Origin of the sequence: Bifidobacterium choladohabitans (assembly GCF_016102005.1) — a bacterium.
In the GTDB taxonomy this organism is placed as follows: Bacteria; Actinomycetota; Actinomycetes; order Actinomycetales; family Bifidobacteriaceae; genus Bombiscardovia; species Bombiscardovia choladohabitans.
Map to the genome: position 1 here is coordinate 786225 of NZ_JACFPL010000001.1, position 21109 is coordinate 807333.

Annotated in this window: 13 protein-coding genes and 1 pseudogene; 8 read left to right on the forward strand and 6 right to left on the reverse strand. The window is 63.7% G+C overall.

Annotated features, from left to right (window positions below):
* Window positions 1-25: 25 nt before the first annotated feature.
* The 5 genes from ilvC to fbaA all read right to left on the reverse strand — a co-directional run bounded on the left by ilvC (window position 26) and on the right by fbaA (window position 6535).
* Window positions 26-1075: a ketol-acid reductoisomerase gene (ilvC, locus tag H3S97_RS03285; RefSeq protein WP_015022635.1), complete on the reverse strand. Its 1050-nt coding sequence runs from the start codon at window positions 1073-1075 to the stop codon at window positions 26-28.
* A gap of 265 nt (window positions 1076-1340) precedes the next feature.
* Window positions 1341-2597: an MFS transporter gene (locus H3S97_RS03290; protein WP_195760154.1), complete on the reverse strand. Its 1257-nt coding sequence runs from the start codon at window positions 2595-2597 to the stop codon at window positions 1341-1343.
* A 399-nt stretch (window positions 2598-2996) separates the two neighbouring features.
* Complete coding sequence (locus H3S97_RS03295) at window positions 2997-3965, reverse strand: FAD:protein FMN transferase (protein ID WP_198219602.1); 969 nt, start codon at window positions 3963-3965, stop codon at window positions 2997-2999.
* A 9-nt stretch (window positions 3966-3974) separates the two neighbouring features.
* A complete protein-coding gene (locus H3S97_RS03300) occupies window positions 3975-5276 on the reverse strand; it encodes an adenylosuccinate synthase (protein WP_045935936.1) in 1302 nt (433 codons plus the stop codon).
* Window positions 5277-5470: 194 nt separating this feature from the next.
* A complete protein-coding gene (gene fbaA, locus H3S97_RS03305) occupies window positions 5471-6535 on the reverse strand; it encodes a class II fructose-bisphosphate aldolase (protein WP_198219603.1) in 1065 nt (354 codons plus the stop codon).
* Between the two features lie 274 nt (window positions 6536-6809).
* On the opposite strand from fbaA, the gene H3S97_RS03310 reads away from it, so the two are divergent.
* The 8 genes from H3S97_RS03310 (at window position 6810) to rlmB (ending at window position 19305) form a co-directional block, all read left to right on the forward strand.
* Window positions 6810-7802 carry a nucleoside hydrolase gene (locus H3S97_RS03310; protein WP_198178442.1) on the forward strand — a complete coding sequence of 331 codons (993 nt, stop codon included), beginning with the start codon at window positions 6810-6812 and terminating at the stop codon, window positions 7800-7802.
* A 13-nt stretch (window positions 7803-7815) separates the two neighbouring features.
* Window positions 7816-9219, forward strand: coding sequence for an MFS transporter (locus H3S97_RS03315; protein WP_198219604.1), 1404 nt, complete (start codon window positions 7816-7818; stop codon window positions 9217-9219).
* A gap of 840 nt (window positions 9220-10059) precedes the next feature.
* Complete coding sequence (gene dcd, locus H3S97_RS03320) at window positions 10060-10641, forward strand: dCTP deaminase (RefSeq protein ID WP_045935940.1); 582 nt, start codon at window positions 10060-10062, stop codon at window positions 10639-10641.
* A 250-nt stretch (window positions 10642-10891) separates the two neighbouring features.
* Entirely contained in the window at window positions 10892-14941 is a 4050-nt protein-coding gene (locus H3S97_RS03325; protein WP_198219605.1) for a fibronectin type III domain-containing protein, read from the forward strand.
* On the forward strand, window positions 14931-16379 hold the full coding sequence (locus H3S97_RS03330; protein WP_198219606.1) for an MFS transporter: 1449 nt from the start codon (window positions 14931-14933) through the stop codon (window positions 16377-16379). The genes H3S97_RS03325 and H3S97_RS03330 overlap by 11 nt, the downstream gene beginning before the upstream one ends.
* Window positions 16319-17425 (forward strand): LacI family DNA-binding transcriptional regulator, encoded by a 1107-nt coding sequence (locus H3S97_RS03335; RefSeq protein WP_198219607.1) that lies wholly within the window; start codon window positions 16319-16321, stop codon window positions 17423-17425. The genes H3S97_RS03330 and H3S97_RS03335 overlap by 61 nt, the downstream gene beginning before the upstream one ends.
* 49 nt (window positions 17426-17474) lie before the next feature.
* A complete protein-coding gene (locus H3S97_RS03340; RefSeq protein WP_198219608.1) occupies window positions 17475-18245 on the forward strand; it encodes a carboxymuconolactone decarboxylase family protein in 771 nt (256 codons plus the stop codon).
* A 67-nt stretch (window positions 18246-18312) separates the two neighbouring features.
* Window positions 18313-19305: a 23S rRNA (guanosine(2251)-2'-O)-methyltransferase RlmB gene (rlmB, locus tag H3S97_RS03345; protein ID WP_198219609.1), complete on the forward strand. Its 993-nt coding sequence runs from the start codon at window positions 18313-18315 to the stop codon at window positions 19303-19305.
* Window positions 19306-19707: 402 nt separating this feature from the next.
* Here rlmB and H3S97_RS03350 read toward each other — a convergent pair.
* A pseudogene (locus tag H3S97_RS03350) lies at window positions 19708-21069 on the reverse strand (DUF4032 domain-containing protein); the annotation flags it as partial.
* Window positions 21070-21109: the final 40 nt, after the last annotated feature.

Here is a 21109-nt window from a genome sequence, read left to right on the forward strand (position 1 = left end):
GGGTCCTCCCGACAGACCCTAGAGGTCACTGCACCTGGGAGCGGGCGATCTTGCCGGTGAAGGACTGGGCCTCGTCGGCATCCTTGACATCCTTGTTCCAAGAGAACATGGCGCGCAGCTTGGGGCCGACCTCCTCGATCTTCTCGTGGGAGTACTTCTCCTGGAGCTCCTTGAACTTGGGGGCGCCGGCATCCTGGTCGTCAATGAACTCCTTGGCGAAGGAGCCGTCCTGAATGCGCTGCAGCTGATGACGCATCCTGTCCTTGGTGGACTCGTCCACCACTGTCGAGGTGAAATCGCCGTACTGGGCGGTGTCGGAGCAGGACCAGCGGGCCTTGTTCAGGCCGCCCTCGTTCATCAGGTCGACCAACATCTTGAGCTCGTGGCACACCTCGAAGTATGCGATCTCGGGCTGATAGCCAGCCTCGGTCAGCACCTCGAAGCCGGCCTCGACCAGGTGGTTGACGCCACCCATGAGCACATCCTGCTCGCCGAAGAGGTCGGTCTCGGTCTCTTCCTTGAAGGTGGTCTTGATGGCGCCGGCGCGCAGGGCGCCCAGAGCCTTGGCGTAGGCCAGGGTGATGTCCCATGCGTCGCCACGCGGATCCTGCTCCACGGCCACGACCACGGGCACGCCACGGCCAGCGACATACTCACGACGGACGATATGGCCCGGGCCCTTGGGGGCGACCATGAAGACCGGGTGGTCGGCGCTGGGCTTGATGTAGCCATAATGGATGTTGAATCCGTGGGCGAAGGCGACTGCCGCGCCCTCCTTGATATTGGGCTCGATGTCGTCCCGCCAGATGTTGCGCTGGTACTGGTCGGGGGCCAGGATCATGACGATGTCGGCCTCTTTGGTGGCCTCGGGTACGGTCTTGACCTCCAGGCCCTGCTCCTTGGCGAAGGGCACCGACTTGGAGTTGGCGCGCAGGCCGACCACAACGTCCACACCGGAATCACGCAGGTTCAGCGCATGAGCATGTCCCTGGGAACCGTAGCCGATGATGGCCACCTTCTTGCCATCCAGAACCGAAAGGTCCCCATCCTTCTCATACCAGATCTGTGCTGCCATTATCTACACTCCTTTATGTGCGGTCCAACCGGACCGGCTCTATCCAGGCCGGGGAACGCAAAATACTGTGAATTCCTGTCGTTGTTCCAGGCGGACGATGCTCTTTCGACCGGGGCGACGGATTTTGTCCTTGACCCCAATCCGTACCCTCTGGATACGGTATGCCTCCAACCATACTCGTGATATGGCCAGATGGACTGTCCGCAATTCGTTGTTTGGACATCGGCGCGATTCGAGGAACCGGCCGGTGGGATGCATCCAGGGCTTACTTGGTGAAGTCCACATCCTTGGTTTCGTGGCAAGTCAGCACTGCCACCAGGCAGCAGACCGCCATAACGGCCAGGTAGAGCCCGACCGAACGCACTCCCCAGTGGGAGGAGAGCCAGGTGGCGATGGTAGGCACGAAGGCCGCGCCCACGATGGCCGCCAAGTTGTAGCCGATGCCGGAACCCGAGTAGCGCACGTTGGCGTCGAAGAGCTCCGGCAGGAAGGCGCCGATGGGCCCGAAGGCGATGCCCATCAGGGCGAATCCGACGCAGAGGAAGACCATGACCTGGAAGGTGTTGTGGTGGGCCATGAGCAGGTAGGGGAAGACCAGGCTGAAGACCACCAGCATGACGGAGCTGCCGATCAGCACCCGGCGACGGCCGATGCGGTCCGCGTAGACGCAGGCCAGCACGATGAAGAGGGCGAAGACCAGGATGGAGACCATGAGCATGAGCAGGTACTCCTGGTTGGTGAAGCCCAGTCCGCCGCCGCCCTGGGACTTGGGCTTGGTGCCGTAGGCCAGGGACCAGGTGGCCAGGGTGTAGAAGAGGGTGTAGGTGACCGCGACCAGGAAGGTGGCCTGGAGCACCTGGCGCCAGCTCTTGCGGAAGACCTCCAACAGCGGGGTCTTGACGACCTTCTGCTGATCCAGGGCCATCTGGAAGATGGGAGTCTCCTGCATGGAGACACGCACGGCCAGCCCCACGACCACCAGGATGGCGGAGAGCAGGAAGGGCACGCGCCATCCCCAGCTCAGCATCTGCTCTGGGGTGCAGAACATCTCCAGCAGGAAGTAGGTTCCGTTGGCCAGGAAGAAGCCGATGGGGGCGCCCAGCTCAGGGAAGGAGCCGTAGAGGGCCCTCTTGCCTTCCGGAGCGTTCTCGGTGGCCACCAGGGCCGCGCCGGACCACTCGCCGCCCAGGCCGATACCTTGCACGAACCGGCACAGGCAGAGGACCACCACGGCCCAGAGACCCCAGGTGGCGTAGGTGGGCAGGACGCCGATCAGGACCGTGGAGCAGCCCATGGTCAGCAGGGAGACCACCAGTGTGGTCTTGCGTCCCTGACGGTCCCCGAAGTGTCCGAAGATCAAGGACCCCAGCGGCCGCGCGATGAAAGCGATGGCGAAGGTCAGCAGGGAGGCCAGGAGGGCCACGGTCGGATCGGTCTTGGGGAAGAAGAGCTTGGGGAAATAGTTGGCCGAAGCCGTCCCGTAAGCGTAGAAATCGTAGAACTCGATGGCCGTGCCGACCATGGAGGCCCCGATGACCGTGCGGACCGAGCTGCGGGTCACACGGGTGCTGCCGGACGCGGAGGCTGCCGAGGCCGGGGAAGCAACACTGACGTCGTTTGCCGTCACTTCATCTCATCTCCTTATAGAAAAACCCCGCTGTCGGCAGGGTCTGATGCGATGAAGCCTATGCGTCCAGCCCCGCCTTCCGACGGGGTCGAACAATGAAGATTGTCGAGTCAGTCCGCCGGTGAGGACGGGCTAATAATTCGTGCGGACACGGTGCCGAATCGGCGGGTGTCTGTCAAGCTGGTCATCACGGCGAACCTCCCTTCATCATTCACGAATCGGATGCGTTCTCTGCACATCCGCATTGGTGCCGACCATAGGCCTGGCACCGGCTTGTCCAACGAGACAGGTCCACTATGTGGACGGATGGATATTGGAGTCAGTGAAGAACCGACCTGGGAATTCGTCAGAGATCACGGCCTGGCGGTCGGCATACATCAGTGCACAGGAGAAGGAGAATCGGGTGGCCAGCGCATCCGGCGGCGTCAGGAAGAGGGCGGTGGCCAGACCGTCGGCCAGACCCGTGGGGTGTTCGTTGTTCTTCTCGTCAGTCACTACCCAGGAGGCCAGCACGCGGTCGACCGGACGGCCGTTGATGGCATCCAGGATGTGATGAAGGGCTGTCAGTCCGGCCGCCGCAGTCTCCTCGGACCGGTCGGCCCAATGGCGGCGACTGGGCGCCGAGGCGCACAGGGACCCATGGGACAGCCCGACCCGGCCCACGCCTGCAGACAGGTCAGCGGGATCCTCCATAGCGATGGAGACCGGGTGAGAGGTCCGCATACGCATGTCGCCACCGGCATCGATTAGATACTCTTCCACCCGAGGTTCGAGCAGGTCGGCAATCAGGTCTACCAGATAGCCCTTGCCGACCGCCCCGAAATCAAGGCTGACCGGTCCGGCAGTCATAAGGACAGCACCCTGACGTCTGAGGTCATCACCCCAGGTCGGTCGCCCATGAATCCGTCCCAGACGCCCGGCGGCGTCGGCCTGCAGCCGGAAAGTGGGCTGCCTGCCGTAGCCCAGACGAGTCAGGTCCTCGCCCACCATGGGGTCCAGGGCCCCTTCGGTGGCGCAATACAGCCTGTCATACAGATCAAAGAGCCCCTGACAATAGTCGGGAAAGACGAACCTGCCCCCATGAGTAGCCCGGGCCATTTGCGCAGGTATGGCATCCTGCCTGAACCGTGACAGGGCACGCTCGTAACCCTCGATCAGATCGGCGATGGCGCCGTGAAGCCGTTCTCCCAGAGGCTCGTCCGTGGAGATGATGATTCCCGTACCGACCGCCCCGGGGAAGGCGGCCAGGCAGGGCAGACCCATGGAGATTCCTCAGCCGATCAGGGAGTGGATCTGCACAATCTGGTCACGGCCCGGGCCCGAGCCCACAGCCGAAATGCGGCAGCCGGACAGGTCCTCCAGGCGGTGGATGTAGTCCTTGGCCTTGGTCGGGAACTCCTCGAAGCTCTTGGCGCCGGAGATGTCCTCGCGCCAGCCCGGCAGCTCCTCGTATACCGGCTGGGCGGATTGGAACTCGGCCTGGTCCACGGGCATCTGATCCACCCTGACACGGGAGCCATCGGACCGGGTGATGTCGTAGCCCACGCAGACCGGGATGGTCTCCAGACCGGAGAGAACATCCAGCTTGGTCAGCACGATGTCGGTCAGGCCGTTGATCTGCACCGCATAGCGGCTGACCAGCGCGTCGAACCAGCCGCAGCGGCGGGAGCGGCCGGTGGTCACCCCGTACTCGTGGCCCTGACGGCGGAGCCATTCGCCCTGCTCGTTGTCCAGCTCGGTGGGGAAGGGCCCTTCGCCAACGCGGGTCACATAGGCCTTGGCCACGCCGACCACCCGGTCTATCTTGGTCGGTCCCACGCCGGTGCCGGTGCAGGCACCCCCGGCCGTGCAGTTGGATGAGGTGACGAAGGGGTAGGTGCCGTGGTCCACGTCCAGCATAGTGGCCTGTCCGCCCTCGAAAAGCACGTTCTTGCCCTGTTCCAGGGCTTGGTTGAGCATCAGTGAGGTATTGGCCACGTAGGGCTTGAGCCGTTCGGCGTATCCCGCCAGCTCTTCAACGGTGGCTTCCACCTCGATGGCCCTACGGTTGTAGAGCTTGACCAGCATCTGGTTCTTCTGGTGCAGGCTGGCCTCCACCTTGTCGCGCAGGTGGTCGACATTGAACAGGTCGTGCACACGGATGCCCACACGGTTGATCTTGTCGGCGTAGGCCGGGCCGATCCCACGGCCTGTCGTGCCGATCTTATGCTTGCCCAGGAAACGCTCGGTCACCTTGTCCAGCGTCCGATGATAGGGGGCGATGATGTGCGCGGACTCGCTGATCCTCAACCGGCTGCAATCCACGCCGCGGGACTGGAGCCCATCGATCTCCTCGAAGAGGGCAGCCGGGTCGACCACGACGCCGTTGCCGATGACCGGGGTGATGGCCGGGTGAATAATCCCCGAGGGCAGAAGGTGGAGGGCGTACTCCTGGTCACCCACAACCACGGTATGGCCGGCATTGTTGCCCCCGTTGAACCTGGCGACGTAGTCCATGTGCTCGCCGATCAGATCCGTTGCCTTGCCCTTGCCCTCGTCGCCCCACTGGGCCCCGACGATCACGATTCCAGGCATACGATGCTCCTTATCCACTGGTCGCCATCCAAGGAAACAACGGCAGACCATCCATAGACGAGCCTAACCCTACGTATGGAGCGGAAGGCGAACCGACCCAGGCACCGACCCAGGCATCAGAAGGTCCGGACAGGCTCAGCAGCCGATCGCGGCTCCCCCGCCCGCAGGACCCTATTCGGACAGGGGATTTCCAGTCATCTCATGGCCCGTCCCGCGCTGCCCAGCTGCTGGCAGGCCTCGACTACGCGCGCCGCCATCCCGTCCTCGGCCTGGCGCCCCCAGGAACGGGGGTCGTACTCACTCTTTTCGCCGACCTCCCCGTCCACCTTGAGGACCTTGTCGTAGTTGGCGAACATGTGCCCGGCCACGGCCCTGGTGAATGCGTACTGGGTGTCGGTGTCCACATTCATCTTGACCACGCCATGAGCGACGGCCGAGGCGATCTCCTCCGGCTGCGAGCCGGAGCCCCCGTGGAAGACCAGGAGGAAGGGCTTGTCGGCAGGGGCGCCCGGGGCGGGGATGCCGCCGACCTCTCCATTAGATATGGCTCTGGCGGTCCTGGCCTGGATCTGCCCCAGCAGGTCGGGCCTCAACTTGACTACACCAGGCTTGTAGGACCCGTGCACGTTGCCGAAGGTGAAGGCCACCATGTAGCGGCCGCGCTCGCCCAGACCCAGGGCATCGACCACCCTGGGGCCGTCCTCGGGCGAGGAATAGAGCCGCTGATCGATAGCAGCCGAGTGACCGTCCTCCTCGCCGCCGACAACGCCTACCTCGATTTCGAGAACGGTGTGGGCGGCACGGGACAACTCCAGCAGCTCCGCCGCCGTAGCCAGATTTTCCCGCAGGGGCAGACCGGAACCGTCCCACATATGCGACTGGAAGAGTGGATCCTGACCGTGGGCCACCTGATCCTTCTCGTAGGCCAGCAGGGGACGCACCCACTCGTCCAGGTATTGCGGGGCGCAGTGGTCCGTATGCAGGGCCACGGTGATACTCGGATAACGGGCGATCACCTCGTGGGCGAACTTGGCAAAGGCGATGGAACCAGCCACCCGGTCGGCCAGGCGCTGTCCGGACAGGTAGGCGGCACCTCCCACGGAGACCTGGATGATCCCGTCGGACTGGGCCTCGTCCAGCCCCTGCAGAGCCGCGTTCAGGGTCTGGGTGCTGGTCACATTGATGGCGGGAAAGGCGTAGGACCCCCGTCTGGCCGCATCGAGCATCGCCACATACCGTTCAGGAGTCGCTAAAGTCATACCCTCATTATCGTCGGTTGCGAGGAAAAGCGGCCGACCACCCGCAGCTGCGGACATCACCGATGGATTTGCAGGTCTCTGCTCTTATGGCGAACACCCCACGACGCGTTTTGACAAGCCTCCAAGCCACAGGTAGTTTAGCTCCGTACAGTTTGATGAAACGTTACATCAAACAGGTTGTTTGTTTCACGGCAGTAACGAATCAGCCTAGGGAAGGCACGACATAGGTAAGCAGAAGGTTGGGGCCGCCCATCCTTCTGGGAAGGAGACCAACGTGTCAGCAAGCAAGGGAACCGTCCGCAAGATCATCCTGGATCTGGACACTGGCATCGATGACACGCTGGCCCTGTCCTACGTTCTGGGCTCCCCGGACGCCGAACTGATCGGAATCACCGGCACCTACGGCAACGTTGTGCTCGACCAAGGCGTCGACAACGATCTGCGGCTGCTGGCCATGTATGGCAGGGAGGACATTCCGGTCTTCAAGGGGATCGATCACCCCAGCACGGCCGACTCCTTCAGCGTTCCGCCGGACTCCGAGATCTTCCATGGGGCCAACGGCACCGGCAACATCGAAATCCCCGCACAGACCGACCGGCAGGCCAGCCAGCAGAGCTCTGTGGACTTCATCATCGACGCGGTCCGCCGTTATCCCAAGGGCGAGCTGGTCGTGGTGCCCACCGGCGCCCTGACCACCATCGCCGCCGCCCTGGAAAAGGCCCCCGACATCGTCGACCGCATCAGCATCGTCATGATGGGCGGCACGCTGACCCAGCCGGGCAACGTGGGACCCTTCGCGGAAGCCAACATCAACCAGGATCCCGAGGCCGCCAACCGGGTCTTCGCCACCACCGCAGACATCACCATGGTCGGTCTGGACGTGACCACCCAGGCCCTGATGAGCCGCGAGGACACCGAAGCCCTGCGCGCCACAGGCACCAGCGCCGGACGCTTCCTGGCGGACATGACCGACTACTACATCGACATCAGCGAAAAGGAGAGCGGGGCCTACCTGGGCGGCTGCAACCTGCACGACCCCTTGGCCGCCGCCGTGGCCATCGACCCCAGCCTGGTCACCACCTTCGCCACCAACCTGATGGTCGAGACCGAGGGACCGCAGCGGGCCCGTACCATCGGCGACCCCAACAGGCTTCTGGACACGGTCAAGAACACCAAGGTGGCCCTGTCGGTCGACACCGAGCGATTCACCCGGCGCTTCATGGACAGGCTCCTGACCCTGGTGCGCAAGACCGAGAGCGAACAATAGAAGGACGGCAGTCATGAGCGAATCAATCACCACAACGGCTACCGAAGCGACCGTGGACGAGAACCGCCGCAGCACCAAGCGGGCCCTGCCGGCCCTGCTGGCCATCTTCCTGCTGGGCACACTGATGATCCAGGCCTTCAACCTGGTCTTCCAGAACGTGGGCGACTCCCTGGGGATGTCCGCCAACGCCTCGCTGATCAGCACCCTGCCCGGCATCGTCCTGGGCGTGGTCTGCATGCTCTACGGAACCCTCTGCGACTACATCTCCCCAAGGAAGATGACCCTGTTCGGCGTGGGCGCCCTGATCGTCGGCAGCCTTCTGGGCTTCTTCGGCGCATCGAACTTCTGGGCCGTGGTCCTGGCCCGCATGATCCAGACCGCGGGCGGCCAGGTGGCCGGCTCGGTCTTCCTGGTCATGGCCATGAAGTACCTGAGCGACAAGGAGCGCGCCTTCTATCTGGGTATCTTCAACGCCGTCTACTACGCATCCTCGGCTGTAGGCATCTTCGCCGGCGGGCTGATCACCTCCATCGACTGGCGCTACCTCTTCCTGGTGCCGCTGGTCTCCGTCCTGCTCATCCCCCCAGTGCTCAAGTACACGCCTGACACCGGCATCAAGGGCGAGCGCATCGACGTCTTCGGCATCGCCCTGTTCGCGCTGATCGCCGGATTCGTGGCCGTCTACTTCTCCTTCCCGGCCACCTGGATGCTTGGGGTGCTAGCCGTTCTGATCCTGATCTTCGCCGGCTACGTCTGGAAGGGAGCCAATCCCTTCCTGAGCCGCGGGTTCGTGACCAACGGCGCCTACATGGCTGTCCTGCTGGCCCTCTTCGTCTTCTACTTCTTCAACTTCGCCTGCGTGCCCATCTACAACGTAATCGGCGACCGAATCTACGGGATCTCCCTGAGCCAGGTCTCCCTCTGCCTGACCATCGTCTACATCGTGGCCACCCTGGTGGGCTGCCTGTCCGGAGTCATCATGAACGCCATGGGACGCCTGCCCATGCTGATCCTGTCCGCCCTGCTCATGATCGCCGGAGCCGCCGGTTCGGCCCTGATGCTCACCTCGGGCTTCTGGGTCCTGACCGCGCTGGCCTCGGTCTTCATCGCCGGCATCACCATGTCCTACACGCCCCTCTACGACTCCTTCTCGGCCACTCTGCCGGTGGACCAGAACGGACGCGGCATCGGCATCGGGGATCTGATGATGAACACCTCGGCCTCCATCGGCATGGCTGTCTACAGCGGGCTCATGGCCAATCCCCGATTCGGGTCGCTTGCTCTGGCGGGCGTCAAGACCGGCATTCAGGCCCAGGTGGCCAACATGTTCTGGGTCATGGCGCTGGCCTCCCTGCTGGCCCTGATCATCGTGGCCATCTTCCACAAGGCCATGTCAGCCAAGGCTCCACAGGAGTAAAGCTGGTGTGACCCATACATACTTGGTCGGATAGCCGCACTGCTTGGTCCACTCTTCCTGGCCTCGGGAATGAGTCAGGCCCGGCACCGGCACCCGGCCGCTCGAACCGGGGAGGGAGCGGAGTTCGGACTGCTTTCGGCAATGTGATAGTCCCCCTCTTCCCTCAGCCGCCGAAGGCAAGAAGATCGCCGCCCCTCCCCCCGGTGGAGAACCCCCGTCATAGCCATAACTGACGGGGGTTCTTCCATATCTTCTGTGCCTGCTTTCAACCCTTTACCTATAAAACACAACTTATACAGATGCCAGAGAAGGGGAATGCGAGAACGCGGCTGCGTGGAACTTTTGATCCTGTCTTCGGTATCAGCCGACCATGAGTCTCAAATCCAAGGAAGCCAGAAGTCCGAAAACAGATGACCGGCACAGACAAGCATCAGACTACTCATGGATTTGCAAACGCTCATGTGTTTGCAACCGCCTGACCGTCCCGTAAAAGACCTTAATGAACTCAATCGAGCCATCGGCCATGTGGTTTCACGTGAAACGTCGACGCACTGATACATACCCCAGAATGAAGAGAACCCGGCGGTGCGTGCACACCGCCGGGCGAGAGAGAAGAAAGGGAAATCAGTTGTCGGACGGAGGTCAACCGCCCGTTCGGTTTTTGTGCCGACATTTATAGTAAAGAACTGCTACCTGATGGTGACGATAGTGTTATCTGAAAATTCTCTGTGAATCCTGCCAGACCAACAAGCGGGCATAGGGCCGGTTAGACTGGATTTCGGATGGTTTCCCGCCCGAGGAGAGACCCTCGACCAATAAACCCAAAGGAGATACCTAGGCATGCTGCTCAGCGACCATGACATCCTGGATGCCCACGAGGCAGGGCACCTGAATCTGGACCCGTGGACGCCCGCCATGGTTCAGCCCTCCAGCGTGGACGTGCGCCTGGACCGCTACTTCCGGGTCTTCAACAACCATCAGTACACCTACGTGGATCCCGCAGAAGACCAGGGTGCACTGACCGAGCAGTTCGAGGTGCCCAAGGACGAGCCCTGGATCCTGCATCCCGGCGAGTTCGTGCTGGGATCCACCTGGGAGTACGTCAAGCTGGACTCCACCCTGGCCGCCCGGCTGGAGGGCAAGAGCTCCCTGGGACGCTTGGGCATTCTGACCCACTCCACCGCCGGGTTCGTCGACCCCGGCTTTGAAGGGCACATCACCCTGGAGCTGTCCAACGTGAGCACCCTGCCGGTCAAACTCTGGCCTGGTATGAAGATCGGTCAGATGTGCTTCTTCCAGCTCTCCTCGCCCGCCCAGTACCCTTACGGCTCCAAGCACAACGGCTCCCATTACCAGGGCCAGCGCGGTCCAACCCCCTCCCGCTCCTACGTCAACTTCTACAAGGCTGACGTCTCAGACTGATCAGACCCAGGCCTGGCCCATAAGGCTTGGCACCTGCATGCCTGCGCCTGCATATTCGCCGACCACCTCGAAATACTCCAAGCAAGAAGGCTACCTTCAACCGCCATACCCGAAGCCAGCTTTGGCCCCTCCTGCCGGGTTCCGGATTGGCAATAAATGGCAACGCCTCAATACGATGTACCCTGCCTGTTGAGCGGCCATGACGGCCGGTCGGGAACCGACACAGCAGCAGGCAGCGAGGCGAGGCGGCGTGAAACTCAATCTCAACGGCATCTGGGACTTCCACCCCGACGACGCAGACCGGGGATACCCCGTCATGGTGCCCACTTGGTGGGACAGCCTGCCGGAGACCACCGGTTATCCGAACTCCTGGAGCCGGGACCTCCACCATGGCGTCTACCTCAAGGAATTCTTCCTGGGCGCCCTCGACCCGAACGAGGACATGATCCTGCACCTGGATGCCCTGGCCACCCTGGGCAAGGTGTCGATCAACGCAATCCCAGTGGGGCCGTCATCCACCAAGGGTTATCTGATGACGCTGCTCCCCTATGATCTGGATGTCACCAGGGCGGTTCATGCCGGACGCAACCAGATAAGGATCGAAATCTGGAGCGTCAAATCCCTCCCGGCCGATGCCCTGACTTCTACAGAGGGCCCCGGTCGGCTGCTCTTCCCCTTCGGCACTGAGAACCTCGTTGGGCGGCTGGGGCTGGGCGGCGATGTCTGGCTCGGCAGCAGGCCCAAGATCCGCATCGAAGATCTACAGATCATTCCCGATCTGGGCGGCGACGCCGATCCCTCCAACGACCGGCTGGAGCTCAATGCAACGCTGATCAACACCAGCGAGCGCCCATGCGATCTGCGATTCAGGGCCAAGGTCCGCCTCTGGAAGTCTGCGATGCCCAAGGGCCGGACCGTGCTGGCCTTCAATCCGATGTCCTGCTCTCTTAATCCCCACTCCTCCAAGGTCGTCCGTCTGCAGATCGCCTGGCCGGACGCCCACTACTGGTCCAGGACCGATCCCTTCCTGTATGTCATGCAGGCTGTTCTCGACGTCGGTGGCCATGTGGTCGACCATTCCCAGGAACGATTCGGCTTCCGGCAATTCCAGCGTCAGGGAGACCGGTACCTGCTCAACGGCATCCCCATCCGGCTGCGCGGCGATTCCCTCTGCCTGCTCAACCAGGGCAGCCGCGACCTGATCAACGAGGTCGGCGATGCCTATGGACTGATCCTCGACGACAACCAATCCGGCCAGGACATGACCAAGGCCTGGGTGGATGCCTATCGACATGCCAATTTCAACATCCTGCGCAACCACATCCGCTCAGTCCCCTCGCAAGCCCTGGCCGACCACGCCGACGAAACCGGCATGCTCCTTGAGGAGGAGACGGCCTTCTGGAATCCGGGCTCTCCAGCCAATGTTCAGTTGAATCCGCCCTACCACATGAGCTACGGGCCCGAAGCCATCGGCCACTATGTCGAGTGGACGAACCGGTGGGTGCGGGCCTACCGGAACCACCCCAGCATCGTCCTCTGGTCCACCACCAACGAGGCATGGAACCCCAAGGATGGCGACCTGCTCATCCCAGCCCTGCAAGCGGCCGTGCATGAGCAGGACGGCACCCGACCAGTGGTCAATGACGGCTTCAATGCCCCCATTACCGACGAGGATTCCCGCCACTACTACGGCGGGTATCCCTCTGGTATGACCTCGGCCCCAGACATCTATGCCCTCTACGACATCAAGTCGCCCCTACCCCTGGCCGCCGGCGAGGAATTCTCGGTCTCCACCGCGGGAATCCCCCGCTACGATGGGCAGGGACGGATTGCCGACATCTACCACGGCCGGCTCAACGGCGATCCGGACACCATCTCCCGGGCGGACTTCGGCCGGGAGGTCGGACGGGTGACCAGGGGCATACGAACCACGCGAGTGGTCGACTGGAAGCCCTTCTGCATATCCGCCTTCATCTACGACAACATTGAGGCCTGCCTGGAACCGGACCGGAGCAGAATCCGCAGGGGGCTTAACCCTAAAAGGCTGCTGCGCCCCCAGTTCGATCCCTGGCGCGGAGAGGGTGAACCCTGGCAGGAGGGGCCGGCCTTTGGATATATAGCCGCCTCCTTCGCGGATGTCGCCGCCTACGACAAGGAATTCGACCGTGAATCTCGCCTGGGCCGGCCCCGCAGGATCTACCCGCACGCAATGACCAGCCGACGCACCATCATCGTCCACAATGACGAGGAGCGTCGGGGAACCGACCTTGAGCTGGGCTGGCAAGTGGCCTGGCAGCGTGGCCCAGGGGGCAGACGGATAGTTGTCGAGCGGGGTCACCGACGGGTGCAGGTCCCATACGCCTCCTGGCGGACCGTGCCCGTGACCATCACCGTGCCCAGGGATCGGGCCAGCCAGGGGGCCCGACTCCTTCTGGCCCTGTGTGTGCGCAAGCAGGGGCGACAGGTCTTCCGGGAGGAGAATTTTCTGGGGTGGATTGACCATGCCGCTCCGCCTCGGCTGGGGACCGCACGCCCCCGGATCGACCTGGGCCGGGTGGAATGGGTGTCACGGGAGGTCAAGCACTGCATCCATCTGCGTCAGGAGGGCGGCGCAATGAGCGAGCGCTGGAGTGCCCAGGTCCTGGAGGATGCCGAGGGCGCCTTCAGCCTGGAAAACATGAACGGGAACCTGCGCCACGAGCAGGATATCTACTACACTGTCAATCCTTCTGGCTTGGAACCCGGGCATCGCTACCGGGCCCGCGTGCGCTTCCGAGGGGAACTGCAGGAGACCACCACGGTGACGGTCACCTTCACCGCTGGGCACCGGCCTCCCCGACAGGCCCGGGCCGATCTTGCCGCAGGAGCCCGGGTTCAAGTCTCCTCCCAGGCTGATCTGCCGGGATGGACCAGGGCCGCCTTGGTCGACGGCCGTCTCGGAGCCGCTTACGACCGATTCGGCTGGTCCAGCTCCGTCGGCAACCGGAACCACCCGGAGTGGGTTCTTCTGGAGATGCGACAGGCTGCCACCCTGTCCCAGGTGGTCCTGGTGCCCCGGGGCCGTAATCCGTCCGGAGATGCCAGCCAGCAGTCAGGCACCGGTTCCTTCGGCGTGGTGGAGTACGCAACCGGCAGCAGGTCGACCGACCCCAACCAGGGTCAGAGCTTTCCACTGGACTTCTCCATCAGCCTTTCATCGAACGGTCGCAGCTGGACTAGGGTCTGCAGTCGCCACAACTATCCGCTGCCGGCGGACGGTAGGCCACAGGCCTTCGACTTCGCCCCAATGAGCAATATCAGGTTCATCAAAATCGAGGCAACCCGGCTGCGAGCCAACCCTTATCAGGGAGGACGGTACGCCTTGCAGCTGAGCCAGATCATGGCCTTCTCTCGCCATCGTCTGCCGGCCATACCTGCAGCTCCCAAGAGCATCGACGCCCAGCCTCACGGACATTGTCTGCGACTGGATTGGCAGCACGGACCGATCCGACACCAGGCCGACGCGCCGCGCACCGCCCAGGTACTTCTGCGTGACCGAAAAGGCAGGTCCATGACCTTCTACCTGGACCGGTCTCAAGGACGGGCCGACCTGGACGGAATCCCCTTCGGCTCCTGGCGGATGATCCTACAGGAGTGCAACTCCACGGGCATCGGCGAACCTGCAGACCCGCTTGAGCTGCACATGGGCCCTCCCGAAGCCGGAAGGACTGATCCAACGCTGCCCCGGCCCGGCAACCCCCAGGTCAGCATCGATCTGGCAACCATGACCGTCCATCTGACTGTTGACCAGGCCCCTCAGGGGTTTTCAGGGTGCGAACTGACCTTGAAACCAGCCAACGAACATGACCCCATGCCGACCGTCTGGCTGCCCGCCGACTGGCAAACCTATAGTTTCTGGCAGGTTCCGCCAGGCATCTATCGGGTCATGGCAGCCTTGACCACCGAGGATGGCCGGGTCTCGCTCTCCTCATTCCAAGACGATCCCCTAATCCTGGGGCATACACCCGGACGTCCGGGCAAGCCCAGGCTGACCTCTTCCGACAAAACCATGCAGGCATCCTGGTCACCCCCGAACGATGGGGGCATCCCTCTGCAGGCCTATCTGGTCACCGTGCACGAAATGGGCCGCGGACAGAGCACAAGACTGCGGTTGGCTGCGAAACAGACCACCCTGGCCCTCAATGATCTGGAGCCCGGCAAGTACACGGTCAGCGTCAGCGCCATCAACGCGGCAGGAGCCGGACCGGAATCCCCAGCCTCCCTGCCCTGCCTCATCTCCGAGGGCGACCATGAGCGCTGAGTCCCTGCCCAGGTCCGCCATTCTGGGCTACGGCCTTGGCGACGCCGCCAACAACGTCGGCTGGCAGATGACCAACCTCTTCCTGACCACCTATTACCTCTACTTGGGTATGGACCCCATGCTGGTGGCCGACATCTTCCTGGGGGCCCACCTCTTCCAGGCCCTGGTCTACCTGGTCGCCGGAAGAATCACCGACGGCCGCGCCAAAGATCGGGAGGGCGGTCTGCGGCGGCTGGTGGTCGTCTTCGGCCTGCCGATGATGATTTCCATCACCCTGATGTACACCATTCCGGCGGGCGCCCCTATGCCGGTGCGCATCGGCTGGGCCATCGCCACCTATCTGCTTTATCAGCTCCTTGGAGCCTTGGGGGGCGTGCCCTATGGGGCCCTGCTGGGAGCCATGACCCGGGACCCCGACGACCGTCAGCGCCTGGCGGCCTCCCGCACCTTCGGCGGAGCGGCGGCAGGAGTCGTCCTGACCTTTACCCTGGCTCCGCGGGTCAACGACATGGACCCCTCCCGACTCTTTCTTCCGGTGGTCGCCGCCTGCTGTCTGCTGGGCTCCCTGGGCTATCTGATCATGGCCCGGACCACCAGGGAGCGCTACCTGCCTCCGGCAGCCCCTCCTACCTCACTGAAAGAGGATCTGCGGCTCCTGGCCGACAATCGACCCCTGCTGGTGGTCTGTGTGGCCACCCTGTTCATGACCAACCCGGTGGCCTCGCTGGCCCCAATCGTCGCCAAGGAGGTCCTGACCGTCGGCAACCCCGGGCTGACCGGACGAATCACCTTTGCCTTGACCCTGGTGGGCGTCCTTGCCGGGGTGGTCGTAGCCCCCTGCTCGCCCTGGCTGGTGCAGCGTCTGGGCAAGCGGGGCACCTGGACCTTGGGCGGGCTGATGGTCATCGAATCCTCGCTGGCTTTCATCCAGGTCCGATCCGCCTGGCCTGCCGTCGCCTGCATAGCCTTGAACGGCATCGGAGTGCAGGTCATCACCCCCTGCATCTGGGCCATGCAGGCGGATTCGGTCCAGTACGAGCAGTGGCGGACCGGCAATGGGAACACCGCCGGAGCCTCCATGGCCGCCCTCAGCATCACCCGCCAGGTCGGAGCAGCCATCAATGGATGGGCGGGGCCGGCCATCCTGTCTTTCCTGGGTTACAGGCCAGGCATGAATGTCGCCCAGGATCCGGCCCTGGGCGCCAACATGCGGCTGGCTGTGGGCCTGGTACCTGCCGTCATGTTCGCCATCTCTGTCCTGCTGATCCGCTGCTATCCGCTGACCGAGGAGGTCTTCGGACGCATCAGCGCCGACCTGCAGGCAGGCCGTCTACAATGCCAGTGCAGCCACATCAGGCAAGGAACGGAGCATCAGGCTTGTCCAGGAAATCCCCGGAGCCCGCACAGGGGCGGGAAGGGCACCGACGCGTGCGCATGATCGACGTGGCCGCAAGGGCCGGAGTATCCCCTTCCACAGTCTCCCGCGCACTCAACAATCCCGGTCGACTGAACTCGCAGACCGCCGGCCAGATCCGCTCACTGGCCCGATCCATGGGATACCCTCTGCCCGACCATCCTCCCAGCAGCGATGCGACCGGGCCGGTCATGATAACCTTTCTGGTCCAGGACACCTCCAACGGCATCTCCTCCCAGATTCTTGCCGGCGCTCAGGAAGCTCTTCCCGAGCAGGGTGCAGTCGGCATCATCGAAGCCGGAGCCGAGCTGGGACGTACGGAAGACCTGCTGGAAAGCCTGGTCGGCCATACCCGCGGAATCATTCTGGCCACTGATCAGGTCCGGGCACCAACGGCCCGGCGCCTGGGACGCCGCCTGCCTCTTGTAGTTCTCAACCGTCCCATGGAGGGCCTTCCCTCCGTCCTGCCCGATGCCTCCACCGGCCTGGCTCAAGCCCTGGAACTGCTGCTGCGGCAGGGACGACGGTCCGTAGTCTACATAGCCAGCCGGGTGGGGGCCTGGTCCGACCGATCCCGCTGGGAGAGCCTGCAAGCACTCAGCCGGGTCATGGGGCTGGAATGCCGACGAATGGGTCCGGTGGATCCTACTGTCCAAGGCGGTAGGCATGCTGCCGCCGTTCTGGAGCGGCAACCTCCTGATGCTGTGGTCGCTTACAATGACCTGATCGCCGCTGGAGTCATTCTGGGACTGCAATCCAAAGGAATCACCGTGCCTGATAGGGTCGGTGTCCTCGGATTTGACAACACCATGGTCGCCCCCGTCGTCAAGCCGGCTGTCTCTACGATTCGGATCCCCCGCAGAGCCATAGGACATGCCGCAGCGGATATCCTGCTGGGTCGGAAACCTGAGAACGGACAGTCCCGCCAACAGTCCGCCCTGATCGCCCGGCTGCATAAAGTCGGTATCCCTCCTGTCACCGATGACCCAGGAGCCTTGGCCCTGCCTACCTCGCTGATCATCCGGGACAGTCTGGGCACCTTGACTTCGAGCGCACTCGAAGGGGTATAGCTGAATCTGCCGGAATGCCCGGCCAAGATGACGGCAAGGAGACCAACCCATGGCAATCAAACAGACGGCGGGCCACGACAGGCTCGGTCGGTTCGCACCGCAATTCGCCCACCTGAACGATGATGTGCTCTTCGGCCAGGTCTGGTCCCGCGAAGATGAGCTTTCGGCTCGGGACCGCAGCATGATCACCTGCGCAGGCCTGATGAGCATGGGGCTCTTCCCCCAGTTGAAGAGCCATATGGCCATGGCCAAAGGCAATGGCGTCACCCGCACTGAAATGGTGGCGCTGATCACCCACCTGGCCTTCTATGCGGGCTGGGCCAAGGCATGGTCGGCTTTCGACCTGGCCAAGGAAATCTACGGCGAGGGCGACAGCGACGACGAGAGCCGGGACAGTGCTGCAACCCCATCCAAAACCGGGACTGAGCCGGATTCAGGGCCCTACCCCTTGGGGGATTCGGCCGACGGACCCAACTTCACCGGCCATGTCTGGCTGCACCGCCTGACCGATCCGGACGCGGAATGCCCAGCCAGCAATGTGACCTTCGCACCCGGGTGTGTCAACCGTTGGCACACCCACCCGCATGGCCAACTGCTGCTCGTCACCGCCGGGCAGGGGTGGGAGCAGGAGGAGGGACATCAGCCCCGCAAGCTGGAACCCGGCGACGTGGTCTTCTGCCCGGCAGGCGTCAGGCACTGGCACGGGGCCTCGAGCCGGTCATCCATGGCCCACATCGCCGTCACCCCGGCATCGAGCGGGCAGTCCCCGGTCGAATGGATGGAGTTCCCAGATCCTGATCAGGTGGCCGCCCTGGGCTGACTCGCACGGCCTGGTTACAGGACCGACGGATGTCTGACCGGTTCCCGCCTGCCTTTACACTGAAGACATGGCTAACAAGAAAGGCCCGACCAAGGGTTCGGGCGGCAAGCACCGCAACAAACTGCGCGGCCGGGGGCCTACCCCCAAGGCCGAGGACCGCGTCTACCACAAGGCCTACAAGGCCCGGCAGGCGGCCCAGCGCAGGCAGGCGGCCGACCCACGTCTGGCAGCCCGCCGCCGGGCCGACCGATTCACCTCGGACTCCGACGAACTGGTCATCGGCCGCAACGCCGTCCTGGAAGCCCTGCGTGTAGGAGTCCCGGCCAGCCAGCTCTATCTGGCCGCCCGGATGGAACACGACGACAGGACCAGGGAGATCGTGCGGCTGGCCGGGCAGGAGGGGCTCAACCTGCTGGAGGCCGACCGTCTGGAGATGAACCGCATCGCCCGGTCCAGCAATCATCAGGGCGTGGTCCTCAAGGTGCAGCCCTACCAGTACGCCTCCCTGCAGAGCCTGGTCGACAGGGCAGAAAAACACGCAGCCGCCCTGGACGGGGCCGACCAGGCCACCAAGGTCGCCGCCCGCCCCCTGTTCATCGCCCTGGACGGGGTCACCGACCCCCAGAACCTCGGGGCCGTGATCCGTTCAGCAGCGGCCTTCGGGGCCTCGGGGGTGGTTCTGCCCGAGCGGCGCAGCGCCTCGGTCACAGCCGCAGCCTGGAAGGTGTCCGCCGGAGCCGCCGCCCACCTGCCCGTGGCCCGTGTAGTCAACCTGACCAAGGCCATCCAAGGGCTCAAGGAGCGCGGCTACTACGCGGTCGGCCTGGACGGCGCAGGCACCACCACAGTAGGCGAGACAGGCTTCGAGACCGATCCGCTGGTGGTGGTCCTGGGCTCCGAGGGCAAGGGGCTGAGCCGCCTGGTCCGCGAAAACTGCGACGCCCTGGCCTCCATTCCCATCTCCAGCTCGGTGGAATCCCTGAACGCCTCGGTCGCGGCCGGCATCAGCCTCTACGCCGTAGCCATGGCACGCCGACGGTCCGCCAGCCAAGCCGAATAGCCCCAGGCTGGCAGCGGCAACCCGAAGACAGGCAGGCCAAGCGGCAACAGCCTGCGCGCAGCAACCAGCATGCAACAGACCCATGCCGCACAAACCAATCAATCAGCTGGAGGCCCAGACCGCATCATCCTGATCGTCCTGGTCGGCAGCCGCATCCAGGCTGCCGGGGGCGTAGACCGACCTCAGCGAGCTTCGTCCGCCATTCGCATCCTCAAAGGCCAGTTGTGACGGCACCTTCCCGCCCGCCCGGTCACGGTCAGCCTGAGTTTCTGCCCCGGGCCGGCTGCCAGCATCGGCTCGGGCGTTCACGCCATTGTCAGCTGTTTCATGGCCATCTGTGCCCTTGTCGGTCTGGTCGCGGGTGGCTTGTTTACCCTGACCAGCCGGGGCTTGGCCGCCCTGCCAGTTCATCTCGTCGTCGACCACGCCGGCATCGGCCTCTTCGTTGATGGTCTTCATGTCCTCGGAGTCCAGCCGGTACTCGGGCAGGGATTCGCTGATGTAGCTCTGCACAGCCTCGGCCATGGGCACGTCGTGACCGGCCTTCTCGGCCATCAGCCAGCGGTGGGTCAGCACCTCATGGAAGAACTGGGCCGGTTCGATCTGCGAGCGGTATTCCGGCGGGATCATGCGCACGGTGGGCTCGAAAACCTCGCGCATCCAGTCGGTGGCCACAATCTCCAGGTCCTCGCCCTGACGCCAGGTGGATGCCCGGTAGGCATCCAAATCGTTGAGCAGCCGCCGGGCCTGATTCTCCTGCACATCCAGACCTGTCAGCCTCAGCAGCTTGCGGGAAGCATAGCCGGCATCGACCACCCTGGGGCGCACCAGCACCCGGTTGCCGTCTTCCTCGGTCTTCATCTCCAGCTCGTCCACGTCAAAGCCCAGATCGTTGAGCCGGTTGACTCGGCGCTCAATCTTCCACATCTCATCGGGATCGAAGCTGTCCACGTCCGTCAGGGCGCTCCAGAGGGAGTGATAGCGGTCCACCAGCCGGTTGCCTACGCCGACCTCGTCCACCTCGCCGGCCAGCAGGTTGCCGGAATCCAGATCCATAAGCTCGCCGATGATGTTGGTCCTGGCCAGGTCGATGTCATACTCTCGCTGGCCGTCAGTCAGGCTGGGATGCAGATCGCCGGTCTCGGCATCGACCAGGAAGGCCGAGAAGGCATCGGCATCACGCAGGAAGAGCACGTTGGACAGGGAGACATCGCCCCAGTAGAAGCCGGCCAGATGGAGCCGAACCAGAAGGACCGCCAGGGCATCGATCAGGCGCTCGGCAGTATCCGGACGCAGATTACGGGCGAAGAGGGCACGGTAGGGCAGTGAGAACTTCAGGTGCTGGGTGACCAGCATGGCCTCAAGCGGCTCGCCCTCGCGGGTGTGCCGACCGGTGACCACGGCGATGGGGTTGACCGTGGGCAGCTCCAGTTTTTGCAGCTTGCGCAGGAGCTCATACTCACGCTCGGCCACACGCTGGGTGATCTCCTTCATGGCGTAGACATCGTCGCCCACGTGAACGAAGCGCACCACGTGCCGGGAGATACCCCTGGGCAGGTTGGCCAGCAAATCCCGGGGCCAGGTGGCCAGCGGCCGCTCCCAGGGCAGGGTGAACATCCTGGGGTTGGAGCTGGTGGCCGTGATGTGCAGGGCGGCCGGCTCCTGCTCGGAGGAGGGATCGGTCGTGGTCTTTATCGAGGTGGCTTTCAGGGCACGAGGGTCCAGAGAGGAGGCCGTCGCCCGGTTGATGTTCACGCTAGTCATGCTTCATCCATCCCATCGCCGCCCATCCTATACGGGAAGA

Coding starts and splice junctions, on each gene's coding strand:
- ilvC (WP_015022635.1), bottom strand. CDS start 1,075: ATGGCAGCACAGATCTGGTATGAGAAGGATGGGGACCTTTCGGTTCTG.
- H3S97_RS03290 (WP_195760154.1), bottom strand. CDS start 2,597: ATGGTCGGCACGGCCATCGAGTTCTACGATTTCTACGCTTACGGGACG.
- H3S97_RS03295 (WP_198219602.1), bottom strand. CDS start 3,965: ATGGGTCTGCCCTGCCTGGCCGCCTTCCCCGGGGCGGTCGGTACGGGA.
- H3S97_RS03300 (WP_045935936.1), bottom strand. CDS start 5,276: ATGCCTGGAATCGTGATCGTCGGGGCCCAGTGGGGCGACGAGGGCAAG.
- fbaA (WP_198219603.1), bottom strand. CDS start 6,535: ATGACTTTAGCGACTCCTGAACGGTATGTGGCGATGCTCGATGCGGCC.
- H3S97_RS03315 (WP_198219604.1), top strand. CDS start 7,816: ATGAGCGAATCAATCACCACAACGGCTACCGAAGCGACCGTGGACGAG.
- dcd (WP_045935940.1), top strand. CDS start 10,060: ATGCTGCTCAGCGACCATGACATCCTGGATGCCCACGAGGCAGGGCAC.
- H3S97_RS03330 (WP_198219606.1), top strand. CDS start 14,931: ATGAGCGCTGAGTCCCTGCCCAGGTCCGCCATTCTGGGCTACGGCCTT.
- H3S97_RS03340 (WP_198219608.1), top strand. CDS start 17,475: ATGGCAATCAAACAGACGGCGGGCCACGACAGGCTCGGTCGGTTCGCA.
- rlmB (WP_198219609.1), top strand. CDS start 18,313: ATGGCTAACAAGAAAGGCCCGACCAAGGGTTCGGGCGGCAAGCACCGC.